General features: G+C 69.4%; 10 protein-coding genes. 9 read left to right on the top strand and 1 reads right to left on the bottom strand.

Annotated features, from left to right (window positions below; genetic code table 11):
- Nucleotides 1-46 precede the first annotated feature (46 nt).
- The 8 genes from ACHMXB_RS02685 (at nucleotide 47) to ACHMXB_RS02720 (ending at nucleotide 14,832) form a co-directional block, all read left to right on the top strand.
- Nucleotides 47-1,321 carry a DUF58 domain-containing protein gene (locus ACHMXB_RS02685; RefSeq protein WP_395405087.1) on the top strand — a complete coding sequence of 425 codons (1,275 nt, stop codon included), beginning with the start codon at nucleotides 47-49 and terminating at the stop codon, nucleotides 1,319-1,321.
- The gene (locus ACHMXB_RS02690; RefSeq protein ID WP_395402547.1) at nucleotides 1,318-3,759 is read left to right on the top strand and encodes a transglutaminase domain-containing protein; all 2,442 of its coding nucleotides are present in this window, start codon (nucleotides 1,318-1,320) and stop codon (nucleotides 3,757-3,759) included. The genes ACHMXB_RS02685 and ACHMXB_RS02690 overlap by 4 nt, the downstream gene beginning before the upstream one ends.
- Entirely contained in the window at nucleotides 3,756-5,189 is a 1,434-nt protein-coding gene (locus ACHMXB_RS02695) for an RDD family protein (RefSeq protein WP_395402549.1), read from the top strand. The genes ACHMXB_RS02690 and ACHMXB_RS02695 overlap by 4 nt, the downstream gene beginning before the upstream one ends.
- On the top strand, nucleotides 5,186-6,064 hold the full coding sequence (locus ACHMXB_RS02700) for a PP2C family protein-serine/threonine phosphatase (RefSeq protein ID WP_395402551.1): 879 nt from the start codon (nucleotides 5,186-5,188) through the stop codon (nucleotides 6,062-6,064). The genes ACHMXB_RS02695 and ACHMXB_RS02700 overlap by 4 nt, the downstream gene beginning before the upstream one ends.
- A complete protein-coding gene (locus tag ACHMXB_RS02705) occupies nucleotides 6,051-7,892 on the top strand; it encodes a hypothetical protein (protein WP_395402553.1) in 1,842 nt (613 codons plus the stop codon). The genes ACHMXB_RS02700 and ACHMXB_RS02705 overlap by 14 nt, the downstream gene beginning before the upstream one ends.
- Nucleotides 7,889-9,550, top strand: a complete 1,662-nt coding sequence (locus ACHMXB_RS02710) for a serine/threonine-protein kinase (RefSeq protein ID WP_395402555.1) — start codon at nucleotides 7,889-7,891, stop codon at nucleotides 9,548-9,550. The genes ACHMXB_RS02705 and ACHMXB_RS02710 overlap by 4 nt, the downstream gene beginning before the upstream one ends.
- Before the next feature lie 108 nt (nucleotides 9,551-9,658).
- A complete protein-coding gene (locus ACHMXB_RS02715) occupies nucleotides 9,659-10,363 on the top strand; it encodes a hypothetical protein (protein WP_395402557.1) in 705 nt (234 codons plus the stop codon).
- Nucleotides 10,360-14,832, top strand: a complete 4,473-nt coding sequence (locus tag ACHMXB_RS02720) for an FtsK/SpoIIIE domain-containing protein (RefSeq protein WP_395402559.1) — start codon at nucleotides 10,360-10,362, stop codon at nucleotides 14,830-14,832. Before ACHMXB_RS02715 ends, ACHMXB_RS02720 begins: the two co-directional genes overlap by 4 nt.
- 93 nt (nucleotides 14,833-14,925) lie before the next feature.
- Here the strand turns inward: ACHMXB_RS02720 and ACHMXB_RS02725 are convergent, their stop codons facing one another.
- Entirely contained in the window at nucleotides 14,926-15,273 is a 348-nt protein-coding gene (locus ACHMXB_RS02725) for a hypothetical protein (protein ID WP_395402561.1), read from the bottom strand.
- Between ACHMXB_RS02725 and ACHMXB_RS02730 the strand changes: the two genes are divergently transcribed.
- Nucleotides 15,272-15,604, top strand: a complete 333-nt coding sequence (locus ACHMXB_RS02730) for a hypothetical protein (RefSeq protein ID WP_395402563.1) — start codon at nucleotides 15,272-15,274, stop codon at nucleotides 15,602-15,604. The two genes, ACHMXB_RS02725 and ACHMXB_RS02730, sit on opposite strands and share 2 nt — an antisense overlap.
- Nucleotides 15,605-15,653: the final 49 nt, after the last annotated feature.

Consider the following 15,653-nt stretch of genomic DNA (forward strand, 5'->3'; position numbering starts at 1 on the left):
GCTGCCCCAGGTGCGGAGCTCTAGCGTGCGGCGGCCCGGGCTGCAGCTGCCCAAGGTGCAGCACCAGATTCGGCCGGCCAGGGTTTGGTCCGAGGCCAGCAGCCTGGCGCGGCTCGCGCTCGGCCCCGCCTGGCGAATGGCCGGCGGCGTGTGGGGCCGCCGCGTCCGGCCTGTCCTTTCCGTGGTCAGCGTCCTGGGCTGGTCCGTGCTGGCCGCTGCAGTTCTCCTGTGGGCGGCCGGAAACGCCTATGGCTGGCAGGAGGCCAAGGCTGCCGCCATTGCGGCCGTGGTCCTCTTTGTCATCGCCGGCGGCTTCATCCTGGGCAGGTCCTCCTATGGGGTCCTGCTTGACCTCGCGCGGACCAGGGTGGCGGTGGGGGACAGCGCCGTGGGAAGCATTGCTGTGTCCAACACGTCTGCCCGGCCTCTCCTGCCAGCTGACCTCGAACTGCCCGTCGGGGCAGCCACCGCCGTCTTCCACCTCCCGCGAATGAAGCCGCAGCAGGTGCACGAGGACCTGTTCACCATCCCGACGGCGCGAAGGGCCGTCATCGTGGTGGGTCCTGTGCGCTCCGTACGTGCCGATCCGCTGCACCTGCTCCGCCGGCAGGTGCTCTGGACGGAACCGCAGGACCTGTACGTGCATCCCCGGACCGTGGCGCTGGCCGGCTCCGCCGCGGGGTTCATCCGCGACCTGGAAGGCATGCCCACCACGGAGCTGTCCAGCGCTGATGTTTCCTTCCACGCGCTGCGCGACTACGTCCCGGGGGACGACCGGCGGCACATCCACTGGAAAACGACCGCCCGGACCAACAAGCTCATGGTCCGCCAGTTCGAGGAAACCCGCCGTGCCCACCTGGCCATTTCGCTGTCCATCAACACCGACGAATACGCCTCGGAAGAGGAGTTCGAGCTGGCCATCTCGGCAGCCGCGTCGATCGGACGCCAGGCCATCCGCGAGCAGCGCGAACTGGACGTCCTGACCCAGGCGGGTCCGCTGCGCTGCGAGACCGGCCGCAACATGCTGGACGACATGACCCGGGTCGTCGGCACCCCGCTGCGGAAGACCGCCGTCGACCTCGCCCGCACGCTTGCCGACACGGTGCCCAACGCCTCCGTGGTCTTCTTCGTGGTGGGCAGCCAGGTGACGCCCACCCAGCTGCGCTCGGCGGCCGCCTCGGTGCCGCCCGGCGTCCGAAGCCTCGCTGTGCTCATCGACCTGGGCGCCGCCCCGGCCCGCGCCAACATCGGCGACCTCACAGTCCTCACCGTGGGGGACCTCTCCGACCTTCCCTCCGTCCTGCGAAAGGCTGCAGCATGAGTGAAGCCACAGGTCTCCGCCCCCGCCGTTCAACCCGGACAGGCCGCCCAGAAAGCCCCGGCCGCCCGGTCACGCCGGCTGCGCAGTCCGCCTTCGCCGATGGCCGCCCGCTGTGGCATTTTGTGCTCGACGGCGCTGCCCTCACCGTTCTGCTGGGGCTCGGTGTCCTCGGGTTCAGCCTCAGCTTCGGCGGCGACCCGTATTACCTGATTGCCGGTTTTGGCGGGATCATCCTGGGCCTGTCCATCGCTGCCTGCAACGCCCACTTCCGGCTGGGGCTGGTGATCACCACCGCTGCGGCCTTTGGCGCCTACCTGGTGCTGGGGACAGTCCTCGCCGTACCCGATGCCGCGGTGGCGGGATTCGTCCCCAGCCTGGAATCCCTGCGGACGCTGTTGCTCGGCGTCGTCTTCTCGTGGAAGGACATGCTGACCGTCGGAGTGCCCGTGGGCACCGCGGGCGGTGTCCTGATCGTTCCGTTCCTGAGCTCCCTCATCACGGCCGTGGCCACCGGTGTCCTGACCTGGCGGGTCCGGAGCCCCTACTGGCCGCTGCTCCCGGTCCTCGTCCTGTTTGTCACCGGCATTGCCTTCAGCACCAACGCCGGGTTCCTGACCGTGGAACGGGGCATCGCGCTGACGGTGGTGGGGATCGCCTGGGCCACTTTCCGGCGGGACGCCCTGCGCCGGCGTGACACGCGCAAGGTCTCAGTGAACCGCCCCCAGTACGACGCCGGCACCGCGGGTAAGGCGCGCATGCGCCGGCTCGCAGCCGGAGCCGCGGTCCTGGCGGCAACGGTGGGAATTACCGCGGCCGTGTCGCCGCTCATCGCGGCCGGCGACGAGCGGCGCGTCCTCCGCAACGTCGTCGTTCCGCCCTTTGATCCCAAGGACTACGTCACGCCGCTGGCGAGCTTCCGGAACTTCGTCAAGGACAAGAAGGACGACGCCCTGTTCACGGTCAAGGGGTTGCCCAAGGACGCCCGCGTCCGGCTCGGGGCACTCGATTCCTTTAACGGCACCAACTACGCAATGGATCCGAACGGTTCCGGCAGCTTCAGCAAGGTCGGTGACGCGAAATCGATCAACACGCTCGCCGACGCCACGGACACGGTCCCGACGAATGACTACAGCCTGGACATCACCATTGATGACTACCAGGGCTACTTCGTTCCGGGCGGACGGAAGACCACTGGCCTCAGCTTCGGCCAGGGCTCATCCGGCGCAGCTTCAGGGCTGTACTTCAACTCCGGAACCGACACCGCGGTGACCACCCAGGGCCTGTCCAAGGGCGACTCCTACACGGTCCAGGTCTCGGACCCGGTCAAGCTGGAGCACGGGCAGCTGACACAATACGATTTCGCCAAGGTCAGCCTGCCTGACACCAGCGAAGTGCCGCCGGTGGTGGGCGCCCAGGCCAACGACCTGGCCGCGGACGCCCCGACCGCTGTGGACCAGGTCCGGCAGATCGAGGCCCATTTCCAGAAGAAGGGGGCCTTCAGCAACGGGCTCATAGCCGACGGCCAGCTTCCCAGCGTCTCCGGGCACGGTGCGGGGCGCATCCGCGACCTGCTGACCGCCGAGCAGATGCTGGGCGACGATGAACAGTATGCCGTGGCGATGTCCCTGATGCTGCGGCACCTGGGCATCCCCTCGCGCGTGGTCATGGGGTTCTACCCCGATCCTAAGAGCCCGGAGAATGGAGCCGGCGAAATCAAGATCATGGGCAAGGACGTGCACGCCTGGGTGGAGGTGGCGTTCGACCGGGTGGGCTGGGTGGCCTTCGACCCCACACCGCCCAAGGACAACGTTCCCATCCCGCCCGACCCGGAAAGCAAGTCCAAGCCGAAGCCCCAGGTCCTGCAGCCGCCGCCCCCGCCGCAGGAACCCGCCGACCTGCCGCCGGACTCCTCTCCCGACGCGCTCGACGCCGACGAGAAGAAGAACAATCCGTGGCTGCTGTGGGGTCCCATCCTCACGGCCATCGGCATCGCCATGATTCCCGTAGGCATCCTCGCCCTGCCGCTGCTGCTCATCGCCCTGCTGAAGTCCCGGCGCCGGAAGGCCCGCTTCACCGGCGGCGACCCTGCCCAGCGCGTCGGCGGCGGCTGGAACGAGGTCCTCAGCCTGGCAACGGACATGGGCGCCGCCGTGGACAGCCGCGCAACCAGGCGGGAAACCGCGGCGGTGGTTGCCGAGGCGTTCCCCGCCACCGGCGCCACCACCACCGTGCTGGCGCACCGGGCTGACGCCTCCATCTTCGGGGCGGGCCAGCCGAGTGAGGATGAGGTCCGGGAGTACTGGGACGTGGTGGATGGCTCGCTCAAGGAGATGACCGGGACGGTCGGCTTCTGGCGGCGCCAGCGGGCGCGGTTCTCGCCCCGGTCGCTGCTGGCCGAGGCCCGGACCGCCCTGGCAGCGCGGGGGTTCCGGCGGTGAATGCTGCACCTGAAACCGGTGGCGGACCAGTTGCTGCCGGAGGGTCTGCGGCTGCCGGGGGAGCCGGGCCCTGCCCGCGCTGCGGGCAACCTGTCCGCACCGGGGCAAGCTTTTGCGGCGCGTGCGGCACGCCACTGCCTAACCGGGGGCCCCGGCTCGACCGGGGAGCCACGCGCAATCAGGGCGTTCCGCCTGGCCCGGGCGGGAGGCAGACCGCTCCGATTCCCGGTAGCATCCCGGTAGGGCTGGGGGAAGGAACGGAAATGTCAGGCACGCTCACGCTGGTTCCAGCGGCGCCGGGCAAGCGTCTCGGCGCTGCCGTCCTCGATTGGCTGGCCCCGGTGGCCATTCTGACCGTTCTGATGTCCTTCGGGTTCGCTGGCATCACCAGCACGCGCAGCGCCGGGCTCATCATCTACGACACAAGCCTACTGGCCATCCTGTCGGGCATCGGCGCCGTATTGGTGCTTGCCTACGCGTTTGCCGCCGCAAGTGTCGAGGGCCGCTCCGGCAACACCATCGGCAACCAGCTCATGGGCATCCGCAGTGCTGACAAGGACGGGTACGCGCCAGGCTTCGGTGCTGTGTTCCTGCGGGGCGTCGTGACCGGAGCCGGCATCCTGCTGGCCGTCCTGGCCGCAGTATTGTTGGTTGTCTTGAGGTTGTTCGATGCCGCCCTGCTCATTCTGGGGCCGTTACTGCTCCTTGGGACTGCCTGGGCTGTGGTGGTGGTGCTCTCCAGCGCCTGGGACCGGAACGGCAGGCTTCGCGGATGGCATGACCGCGCGGCCAAAACCCTCGCGTTCGACGTCGTCCGTGGCCGCAACCCCGTGGCCACCGGCGGCATTGAAGGCCCGTACAGCTTCGCGCCGCTGGACCTGCCCCCGGTGCAGCAGGTGGCCTCCCCGGTTGCCTCCCGCACCCCGGTTGCTTCCCGCACCCCAGTTGCTTCCAACTCACCGGTTGCCTCCAACACCGCCGCTGAGCCGGCACCGCCGGAAGGCCCGGACGCCACGGGCCAATCGGTGAACGCTGTTCATCCGGATGACGCCATGGACCGCACCCAGGTGCGTGCCGGGGCGCGCCAGGACGCCCCCGAGGCGGTGCTGAGGATAAGGCTCGACGACGGCCGCGACTTCCGCCTGGAGCGGAGCGTCCTGATCGGCCGGAACCCTGCCCCCGCTGCCGGAGAATCCCAGGCGCAGCTGCTGCCCGTCCCGGACCCCGGCAGGACCATTTCCAAGACCCACCTCCACCTGCTCACGGACGGCACAGGCGTCTGGATAACCGACCGCCACTCGACCAACGGCAGCGCCATCACCACAGCCGACGGCATGCGCACGGCGCTGCAGCCCGGCGTACCCGCATTTGTCAGCCCCGGAACCACAGTTCACTTCGGGGACCGCACCTTCAACGTAGGACAGGCATGAATTCACAGCAGGCGGCCGGAACCCCAGGGACCGGCAGCGAGCCCGGCCTCAAGCTGAACTATGGCTACGGCACGGACCGTGGCCTTCGCCGCGAGCTCAATGAGGACTCCTACATCGCTTCGGATCCTGTGTTCGCCGTCGCGGACGGCATGGGCGGCCATGAAGCCGGCGAGGTGGCCAGCGGCATGTGCGTTCGAGCACTGGCCCAGCTGCCGCAGCTGGCCACGGGGGAGCGGACAGCCACCGCGGGAGTGGTGCAGCAGTACCTCGCCAGCGCCGACGAATCGATCCGTTCCGCAACCGGCTCGCGCGCAGGAACCACGCTCAGCGGCGTGGTGGTGGTGGAACAGATGGGAGTTCCCTACTGGCTGGTCATGAACATCGGGGATTCCCGGACGTACCGGCTGAGCCAGGGCCGGCTCAGCCAAGTCAGCGTGGACCACTCCGAGGTCCAGGAGCTCGTCGAGAGCGGCGAGATCACGGCCGAGGAGGCGGCGGTGCATCCCCGCCGGCACGTCGTGACACGCGCGCTCGGCGCCGGCGACGACACCGAGGCCGACTACTGGCTCCTGCCCATAGAGGAAGGCGACCGGGTGATGGTGTGCTCGGACGGGCTCAACGGGGAACTGACGGACGGACAGATTCTGGACGTCCTCAGCACTGTCGAGGACCCGCAGGAGGCGGTGGACGCCCTGATCCAGGCAGCTCTGCGGCGCGGAGGCCGGGACAACATCACGGTAATCGTCGTCGATGCCAGGAACGTGCTCAATGATGCCGGTGTGGCCACCACCGCACCCCGGACGGCCGCCGACGCGGAAGAGGAGGACACGCTGCCGCGTGCCGGAAGCGAGGATGCTGTCAATGGCCGCAGCTAGCTATGTCCCCGGCGGATGGCTGGGCCTCATCCGCTCGGGAACTGCGGTGATCCTCGACCCCGCCACCCCGGCCCCGCTTGTCAGCACGGTGTGGGATTTGCTGGAGACCAGCCCGGACGCAGCCGAGGTCCTGCATGCCGTCACGGGAGGGTTCGGTGCACCGCTGTCCGCCAGCCCGTGGTTCGGCATCATCGGGTTCAGCGACTCGCTGCGGGTGTTCCTGCGCGGCGACATCGACCTGACGGTCCAGCTTCCGTCGGGTCCCGTGAACCTCGACGGCCGGAACGTGACCACCTGGACCGAGCGCTGGCTGGAAGCCCCCGAGTGGTTCAGTGTTTCGGCGCCGGCCGGGGCGGCATCCCTGCAGTCAGAGTTGCCCGTGGTTGAAGGGGCCGTCCTCTTGCAGTCACTGCGGGTCAGTGTTGCCGGATCAGTCGGTTCCATGCCAGCCGGCGCCTTGCCGGCCGGTGCCTTGGCGGCCGGTGCCTTGGCGGCCGGTGCGGCGCCAGCCGGCGCTTTGCAGGCCGGTGCCGAGCCCGCTGGTGCCCTGCCCGCCGGCACGCCGACTGCCGCCGAGCTTCCCGACGCTCCGGAGGCTGAGGCCGCCTACTCCGAAGTGTCGGCTGAGACCATGGTGGGACTCACCGAGGACGCTTCCGTCGAGGCGCAGGAACCGGAGGAATCGGGGTTACCGGAGGCCGCCGTGCGTGCGACCGAGGCGCCGGCCCAGGCGGACGAGCACGAGCCCGCCGCGGAACTCACCGGTTCAGCCACTGAGTTCACCAGCTCGTACGACCATCTTTGGGACAAGACCGTGGTGCGCAGCATCGAGGACGCCGCCGTGCGGACCGGCGAGGAGGACGACGGCGGCGCTCCGGCCACTGGGGAGATGGCGGTTCCGGACATGGCAGTTCCGGAAACAGCAGACGAGGAAACAGAGGCTCAGGAGGCGCCAGCCCCGGCGCCCCCTTCACAGGCGGGACTGATCGACTCGGTGCCGTGGGCGACCGGAGGCGATCGTGCCCCGGGACCGGAGGTCCCGACGCCGTTCCCAGCGTCGGAGGTCCCGGCGTCGTTCCCAGCGCCGGAGGTCCCGACGCCGTTCCCAGCGCCGGAGGTCCCGGCGTCGTTCTCCGGGGCCCGGGTGCCGCCCTCATTCTCTGCGCCCGACGTCCCAGCGTCGTTCGCCGGCCCCCAGGTCCCGCCGTCGTTCATCTCCATGCCCGCCTCCGGGCAGGCGGCGGAAGGGGACCACGACGGCCAGACCATCCTCAAGAGCGAGCTCCCCAGCTCCGGAGCGCAGCAGGCAGGACACGGACAGGAAGGCGGGCCGGGCGCAGACGTCGGACAGGGCGGGGTGGCGGGCAACGGCCCGCTAGTGCTCGCCCGGGTGTGCCCCGGCGGCCATGCGAACCCTCCCACCAGCAGCCAATGCTTCACCTGCGGCACGCAGCTACCGGATGTGGCCGTCCAGGTGCCGCGCCCCAGGCTGGGCCGGCTGCGGTTGTCCACGGGTGAGCTGATGGACCTGGACGAGTCGATTGTGATCGGGCGGCAGCCGTCCGTGTCGCGGGTCCAAGGCGGCACCATGCCCCGGCTGGTCCAGGTGGCGAGCCCCGGCGGCGACATTTCGAGGTCGCACGTGGAGGTCCGGCTGGAGGGCTGGCACGTGATGCTGTGCGATCTGAAAGCTACCAACGGCACCGTGCTGGTCCGCGAAGGGCAGCCGCCGCGGCGTCTTGCCCAGAATGAAATGGCCATTATCTTGGACGGCGACATCGCAGAACTGGGCGATGACGTTTCCTTGCGCTTTGAGGAGATTCTGTGAGTTCCAAGCGGCCGGCGGCCCCACCGCCGCGCATCCCCGGTTTCAGCTACGTGAGCCTGCTCGGCTCGGGCGGATTCTCTGACGTCTACCTGTACGAGCAGGACCGGCCGCGCCGAAAGGTGGCGGTTAAAGTGCTGCTGTCCGGCCTGAAGACAGAGGGCGCGCGGCGCCGGTTCGAGTCCGAGGCCAACCTGATGGCCCAGCTGTCCTCGCACCCCTTCATCGTCACCATCTTCGAGGCCGAGGTGACCGGGGACGGGCATTCGTACCTCGCCATGGAGTACTGCTCGCGGCCCAGCCTGGACGTCCGGTACCGCCGGCAGCGCTTCAGCGTGGACGAGGTCCTCACCGTCGGCATCCAGGTGGCATCCGCCGTCGAAACTGCGCACCGTGCGGGCATCGCCCACCGGGACATCAAGCCCGCCAACATCCTGGTCACCGACTACAACCGCCCGGCTCTCACAGACTTCGGCATCTCCGGCACCCTGGCCGGCGACACCGACGAGGACGCCGGTATGTCCATTCCCTGGTCCCCGCCGGAACAGTTCAGGGACGGCAACGTCGACGGCGTGATGGTGGACGTGTGGGCCCTCGGCGCCACTTTGTACACACTGCTCGCAGGACGGTCACCGTTCGTGCTGCCGGGGGCCGACAACTCCCAGCGGGAGCTCATCTCACGCATCACCAGCATGCCCGTTCCGCGGCTGGGCCGCGCCGACGTGCCGGAATCCCTCGAACTGGCCCTCGCCACGGCCATGGCCAAGTCGCCGGCCTCACGCTATTCGTCGGCTCACGCTTTCGCCCTTGCGCTGCAGCGGATCCAGGCCGAGCTCAACCTGTCCGTTACGCCGTTCGAGGTGCTCGAGGAACGCCAGGACGACATGCACGTGGACGACGGCGTCGAGGAGACGCGTGTCCGCAACGTCGCCTCCATCGACCCGGACCGGACCGGAAGCGCCCCGACGTTCCCGGCCCGCACCAAGCCGCTGGACGGCGGAGTTGTTTCCCCGGGCACGGCCCAGGGGCGGGCTCCGGGGACCGCTGCACCAACGCCGCGGCCGGCCCGTGTGGCGTCCCAGGCCACCTTCTCGACGACGGGTACCGCGCCGGCCGCGGCGCCTGCGGCGGTGGTTCCGCCTGCGGACGACTGGGCGGGCGCCACGGTCCTGCGCAGCAACCAGCCCAAGGCCGCGGAGGATGATGCGCCCGGCCAGGCGGGGGACCAGCCGGCCGATCACGGGAAGCGCAACCTGTGGCTCGCCATCACCGGCGGAACGCTCCTGGTGCTGGCGGTCATCGTGGGCATTGTGGTGGCATCAGCCAGCCCGCAGCCGCAGGCCCGGCCCACCGAGACCGTCAGCAAGCCGCCCGCCGACGCCGTCGACGACGGGTCCGTGCCCGACGTCGCCAAGCTGGCCGGCAGCGCAGGCGCACAGGGCAAGGTGCGCTTCACCTGGACCAACCCGCAGCCGAAGCCGGGGGACATGTACAAATGGCGGATCAAAACGGTCAAAGGCGGCGGAAGCTATCTGTCGACGTCGGCAACCCGGGTGGACGTCACCGCGAATCCGGCGGAACCCACCTGCGTCCAGGTCATCCTGGTCCGCAGCGACGGAACCGCATCACCGGCGGGCGAGGATTCCATCGCCTGCCTGTAGCCCGGGCTGCCTTAACAGCCGGCAGCTTTGACATCCGCCAGCGGCAAGACGCATTAGGCGTAAACAGCTGCCCAGCATCGATCAGCACCAACGACAAGACAGGGAAACATGGGAGACCTGGCCATAGACTTCTGCGGCGAATGGTATGAGCCGGCCGATGAGGACATCTTCAGCATCGGCCGCGAGGGCGACCTGGAAGTGGACGACAACCCGTACCTGCACCGACGCTTTCTGCAGATCGCCAGGTATGACGGCATCTGGTGGCTCAGCAACGTGGGCAGCCGCCTCTCCGCCACGGTGGCCGACGGCACCGGCGGCATGCAGGCCTGGCTCTCGCCCGGCGCGCGGCTGCCGCTGGTCTTCAGCCACACCAGCATCATCTTCACGGCCGGTCCCACCACCTATGAATTCGCCGTCCACCTGAAGACGCCGTCGTTCCGGCAGGAGGCCAGCAGCGAAACCAGCGGCGGTGACACCACCATCGGCCCGGTGGTCTTCACGGACTCGCAGAAAGCCCTGATCGTGGCGCTTGCCGAGCCCATGCTCCGGCGTGAAGGCACCGGATTTACCGCCATTCCCTCCTCCGCGGAGGCGGCCCGGACCCTGGGCTGGGCCCTCACCCGGTTCAACCGGAAGCTCGATAACGTGTGCGACAAACTGGACCGTGCCGGAGTCGCGGGCCTCCGGGGAGGCGGCGGGAAGCTGGCCACCAACCGCCGGGCACGCCTGGTCGAGCACGCTGTCACCTCACACCTGGTCACCGCCAGCGACCTTCACCTCCTGGAAAAGATGCGCGAGGACAGCGAAGCATGAGGATCCGACTGACCCTGCGCCGGGACCCCGCCGAGGCCAAGGACCTGGCAATTACCGTGGACGGCCGCGCCACCGTCGCGGACATCGCCGCCGAGCTGTGGACGGCCGACCCCGCTCGGCGGCAGCAGCCTGCCCCGCCAAACCTCTCCCTCCGCATTGACGAGGCGTTCGTTGCCGGCGGCATGCGCGGCATCGTCTTGGACCGGACGGACAACCTCCTCGAGTCGGGGCTGCGGCCTGGGTCGGTCGTTTCGCTCACCCAGGTCAGCGACCGGTTCGGGAACCCGAACGACGCCGGCCCGGCCGCAGACCGCGGCCCCGCCGCGGCGACGCTGCGTATCGTCTCCGGGCCCGACGTCGGGCGGGAATTTTCCCTGCCCTCCGGCACTAGCTACATCGGACGGGACCGGGACGTGGACGTCCGGCTCACCGACCCCCTGACGTCGAAGCGGCACGCCCGCATCACCGTGGGGGAGAGCATCGAAATCGTTGACACGAACTCCGCCAACGGCCTCCAGATGGACGGTCTGCCGGTCACGCGTGCCACGCTGAACTCCTCGGACACCGTCACGCTGGGAGACACCGAGCTCACCGTGGTGCCGCTGGCGCGCAGCGGCGCGGCAGCTCCGACGTCGCCCCTGATGGACTTCAACCGGTCCCCGCGGGTGATTCCCCGGTTCGCCCCGGCCAAGCGCGTGCCCCCGGCCGGACCCAAGCGGCAGGAACACCACCCCTTCCCGTACATCATGCTGATCGCCCCGCTGATGATGGGCGCGGTGCTGTTCACGGTGACGCAGAGCATGATGTCAGTCGTGTTCATGCTGATGATGCCGCTGTTCATTGTGGGCCACTATGTGGACCAGAAGCTGCGAAGCCAGCGCGAGCGCAAGGAACGGCTGAAGCAGTTCCGGGCGGCCATGGCCGCCTTCCGGCAGGACACCACCGAGCTGCAGCGCGTTGAGCGGGCCGTTCGGCTCCAGGAGGCGCCGTCCGTCAGTGACACGGTCGACTCCATCTATAAGCTGGGTCCGCTGCTCTGGACCCACAGGCCGGAGCACTCCGGGTTCCTGGCACTCCGGTTTGGGCTCGGCACAGTGCCGTCCAGGATTCCGTTCGAGGAGCCGAATTCCTCGGAAACCGAGACAGAGTACCGGCGCGAGATTGAGGGCTGCCTGGACCAGTTCCGGCAGATCGAGGGCGTGCCGGTGGTTTCACAGCTGCGGACCGCCGGTTCGTTCGGCCTCGCCGGGCCGCGCGGACTCGTCGATGACGTAGCGCGTGGAGTGGTGCTGCAGCTCGTGGGCCTGCACTCCCCGGCGGAAGTAGCTGTCGCCGCCATCACCTCCGCCCGGTCCCGGGAACGCTGGGACTGGCTGCAGTGGCTGCCGCACGTCGGCTCGAGCCACAGCCCCGTCAGCGGCGACCACCTTGCTGCCGGCTCGGCAGGCGGCACCAGCCTGCTGTCCCGGCTCGAGGACCTCGTGGAACTCCGGGAAACTGCGATGCGTTCGCACGGCCCAGCGCAGGGTCCCGTACACCGGCCGGGCATTCCCGATGAAACCGCGGATGTTCCGGCGCCGGTGCTGCCGGCCGTGCTGGTAATCATCGAGGACGACGCGCCGGTGGACCGCGGCCGGCTGACCCGGCTCGTGGAACGCGGACCCGATACCGGTGTCCACATCCTGTGGGTGGCTGCTGGCGTCGAATCCCTTCCGGCCGCCTGCCGTGACTTCCTGGCAGTGGACGGTGAGCACGGCAACACCACCGGCCAGGTCCGGCTGGGACGCCACACCTACCCCGTGAGCTGTGAAAGCCTCGACGCCGAACTGGCAGGCCAGCTGGCCCGCATGCTCTCGCCCGTGGTCGACGCCGGTAAACCGCTGGAGGACGACTCGAACCTGCCCCGTGCCGTCTCTTACGCGACGCTTATCGGCAAGGACTTCCTGGAAAATCCGCAGGCCGTGGCGGAACGCTGGCAGGAGAACAACTCCGTCCGCTCCACCGCCGTCGCCAACCGCAAGGACAACGGTTCGCTGCGTGCCCTGGTGGGTTCCAAGGGTGTGGAACCTCTCCACCTGGACCTCAAGAACGAGGGGCCGCACGCGCTGGTGGGCGGCACCACCGGCGCCGGCAAGTCCGAGTTCCTGCAGTCGTGGGTGATGGGCATGGCTACCGCGTACAGCCCGGACCGCGTCAGCTTCCTGTTTGTGGACTACAAGGGCGGCGCCGCGTTTGCGGACTGCGTCCACCTGCCGCACACCGTGGGCCTGGTCACCGATCTCTCGCCACACCTGGTGCGCCGCGCCCTGACGTCCCTGCGGGCTGAGCTCCACTACCGGGAACAGCTGCTCAACAGGAAAAAGGCCAAGGACCTGCTCTCGCTCCAGCGCGAGGCGGATCCCGAGGCCCCGCCCTACCTGGTGATCGTGGTGGACGAATTCGCTGCCCTTGCCACCGAGGTGCCCGAGTTCGTGGACGGCGTGGTCGACGTCGCTGCCCGCGGCCGGTCCCTCGGGCTGCACCTGATCCTCGCCACCCAGCGCCCGGCCGGCGTCATCAAGGAAAGCCTGCGCGCCAACACGAACCTTCGGGTGGCGCTGCGGATGGCCGACGAGGACGACGCCACGGACATCCTGGGCGTGCCGGACGCCGCGTACTTCGACCCCTCCATCCCGGGCCGTGGCGCGGCGAAGACCGGTCCGGGCCGCATCCAGGGCTTCCAGACGGGCTACGCCGGGGGCTGGACCACCGAACGCCCGCAGCGCCCGCAGATCGACATCGTGGAAATGGCCTTCGGGTCCGGTCCTGCCTGGGAAACACCGGCCACCGACACTGCGGTGCAGGACGAACCGGCCGGGCCCAACGACATCGCAAGGATGACCGCCAACGTCATCGCCGCGGCGGACCTGCTGGCCATCGAACCGCCGCGAAAGCCGTGGCTGAACGAACTGGCCACCACCTACGATTTCTCGCTGCTGCCGAACCCACGCACCGACGAACGGCTCCTGCTGGGCGTGGCGGACGACCCCGCCCGCCAGGACCAGCCCACCGTCTTCTACCAACCGGACAAAGACGGCAACATGGCCATCTACGGCACGGGCGGCTCAGGCAAGTCCGCGGCCCTGCGGGGCATCGCCATCGCCGCTGCCGTCACCCCCCGCGGCGGCCCCGTCCACGTCTACGGGATCGACTGCGGCTCCGCCGGGCTCAAGATGCTCGAAGAACTGCCGCACGTGGGCGGGATCATCAACGGCGACGATGTGGAACGCGTGGGCCGGCTGCTGCGCTGGCTCAGCGACCTGGCCGAGGACCGGTCAGCCCGTTTCGCCGAGGTCCGGGCCTCCACCATCGGGGAGTACCGCAAGCTCGCGGGCCTGCCGGATGAGAAGCGCATCTTCGTGCTGGTCGACGGCATGTCCGCCTTCCGCGAGGCCTATGAGTACAGCAAGCTCTCCGGCCTCTGGGACCTCTTCCTGCAGCTGGCGACCGACGGCCGTCCCCTGGGCATCCACCTCGTCGTTACCGGTGACCGCCCCAACTCCGTCCCGGCGTCGTTGCTTGCCTCCATCCAGCGAAGGCTGGTGCTCCGGCTGAACGCCGAGGACGATTACCTGTCCATGGACGTGCCAAAGGACGTCCTCGGCAAGGCCTCGCCTCCGGGACGGGGGCTGCTGGGCGGCCACGAGGTTCAGCTCGCCGTCCTGGGCGGCAACTCCAACCTGGCGCTACAGGCGCGCGAAGTCCACAAGCTCAGCGAGGCCATGCTCCGCCAGGGTGTGGAACGGGCTCCGCGGATCGAGCGGCTGCCCGAGCAGGTCGACCTGGACATCCTCCCTGCCGGGCTGCCGGACCTTCCGGTGGTCGGCGTGGACGACGAAACGCTGCAGCCCGCCACTCTCATGGCCAAGGGCCCGCTGCTGCTCGCCGGCCCGCCCGGCGCCGGCAGGACCGTGGCCCTGGTGACCATGGCCTACGCGCTGCGCCGGTGCAACCCCGGCACCGAACTGGTCTACCTTGCCGCCAGGAAGTCCGCCGTGGCGTCCCTGCCGGTCTGGGACCGCTCGCTGGTGGGGGCCGACGACGTCGGGGATGCGGTGGAAGCGCTCACGGACCACGCCTCGGCCAATCCGGGCAAGGTGGCCATCTTCATCGAGGGACTCACGGAGTTCACGGACACCCTGGCCGAGTCCGGCATCGGGAGGCTCGTGGCGGCGTCCATCAAGGCGGACCAGTGGGTGGTCGGGGAATCCGAAACGTCCACCTGGTCATCGGCCTGGTCTCTCGCGCAGCCGTTCAAGTCGGGCAGGAGGGGCCTGCTGATCAACCCGGGCGATATCGACGGCGACAGCCTCCTCAATACCTCACTCGGACGCGTCGGCGCCGGCTTCATTCCCGGCCGCGGTTACATCGTCGGGAGGGGCAAGGTGCGCAAGCTCCAGATCGCGCTGCCGCCGGAAAACCGGCAGTAGTTGAGTATTAGTTAATTTGGTGCGCCGCGCGGGACTGTAGGAAGATACCCGGGACACAACTCGGCGCGGGAGGGTCCCGCGCGGGTGTAAAGGTTACTCCATGATCCGTCTTCCTCTTCTGCGCGGCGCACTGGTGCCCGGAACTGCCGCTGCCATGCTGGCTTTCACGGTTATGACCGGCGCCGCCGGGGCTGCCCAGGCGGCCTGCTTGCCGGAGGGACCCTGCCCGGAGTCGCCCGCGCCTGTGACTTCGCCGTCGTCCCCGGCCCCGGCCCCAGCCCCGACGGCGACGGCGACTCCCGTCGCACCCGCACCCGCGCCGCCGGTCCAGAAGGCGCCGGCACCTGCACCTGCACCCGCACCTGCGCCGGCGCCCGCGCAGCCGGTGCGACCGGCGGCGCCTGTGGCGCCGGTTCGGCCGGTTGCGACCGCGACGCGCATGGCTCCCGTACCGGTCACACCCGTCCCCGCTCCCGCCGTCGTCCCGGCGGCGAATGCCGGTGTTGTGGTCGCGGTCCCCGCCGCAACACCTCCGGTGACCACCGCCTCCGCCAGCCCGGACCCGTCGTCGTCCGTCTCTTCTGCCGAGTCCAGTTGGACCAAACCGATCGCCAGCCCCGCCGCCAGCCAGGCCGCCGCCGTCGTGGTCGCGGACAAGGGGTCGGGCCTCGGCGTCTTCGGCCTGTTTGCCGTCATGGGCGGCGTCCTCCTGGTGGGTCTGGGCGGACTGGCCTTCGCTTTGTGGAGCCGGAACCGTCCCGGTCACTGGTGAAGGCCTTCGCCGGGGGCGGTTCTGACCGGGACTTGGCATCCCCGGCACG

It is taken from the genome of Arthrobacter sp. UC242_113, assembly GCF_044054585.1.
Lineage (GTDB): Bacteria > Actinomycetota > Actinomycetes > Actinomycetales > Micrococcaceae > Arthrobacter.

Excerpts from the sequence above, each read along its gene's own strand:
- ACHMXB_RS02690 (WP_395402547.1), top strand. The coding sequence starts at position 1,318 with ATGAGTGAAGCCACAGGTCTCCGCCCCCGCCGTTCAACCCGGACAGGC.
- ACHMXB_RS02700 (WP_395402551.1), top strand. The coding sequence starts at position 5,186 with ATGAATTCACAGCAGGCGGCCGGAACCCCAGGGACCGGCAGCGAGCCC.
- ACHMXB_RS02705 (WP_395402553.1), top strand. The coding sequence starts at position 6,051 with ATGGCCGCAGCTAGCTATGTCCCCGGCGGATGGCTGGGCCTCATCCGC.
- ACHMXB_RS02715 (WP_395402557.1), top strand. The coding sequence starts at position 9,659 with ATGGGAGACCTGGCCATAGACTTCTGCGGCGAATGGTATGAGCCGGCC.
- ACHMXB_RS02720 (WP_395402559.1), top strand. The coding sequence starts at position 10,360 with ATGAGGATCCGACTGACCCTGCGCCGGGACCCCGCCGAGGCCAAGGAC.
- ACHMXB_RS02730 (WP_395402563.1), top strand. The coding sequence starts at position 15,272 with ATGGCTCCCGTACCGGTCACACCCGTCCCCGCTCCCGCCGTCGTCCCG.
- ACHMXB_RS02725 (WP_395402561.1), bottom strand. The coding sequence starts at position 15,273 with ATGCGCGTCGCGGTCGCAACCGGCCGAACCGGCGCCACAGGCGCCGCC.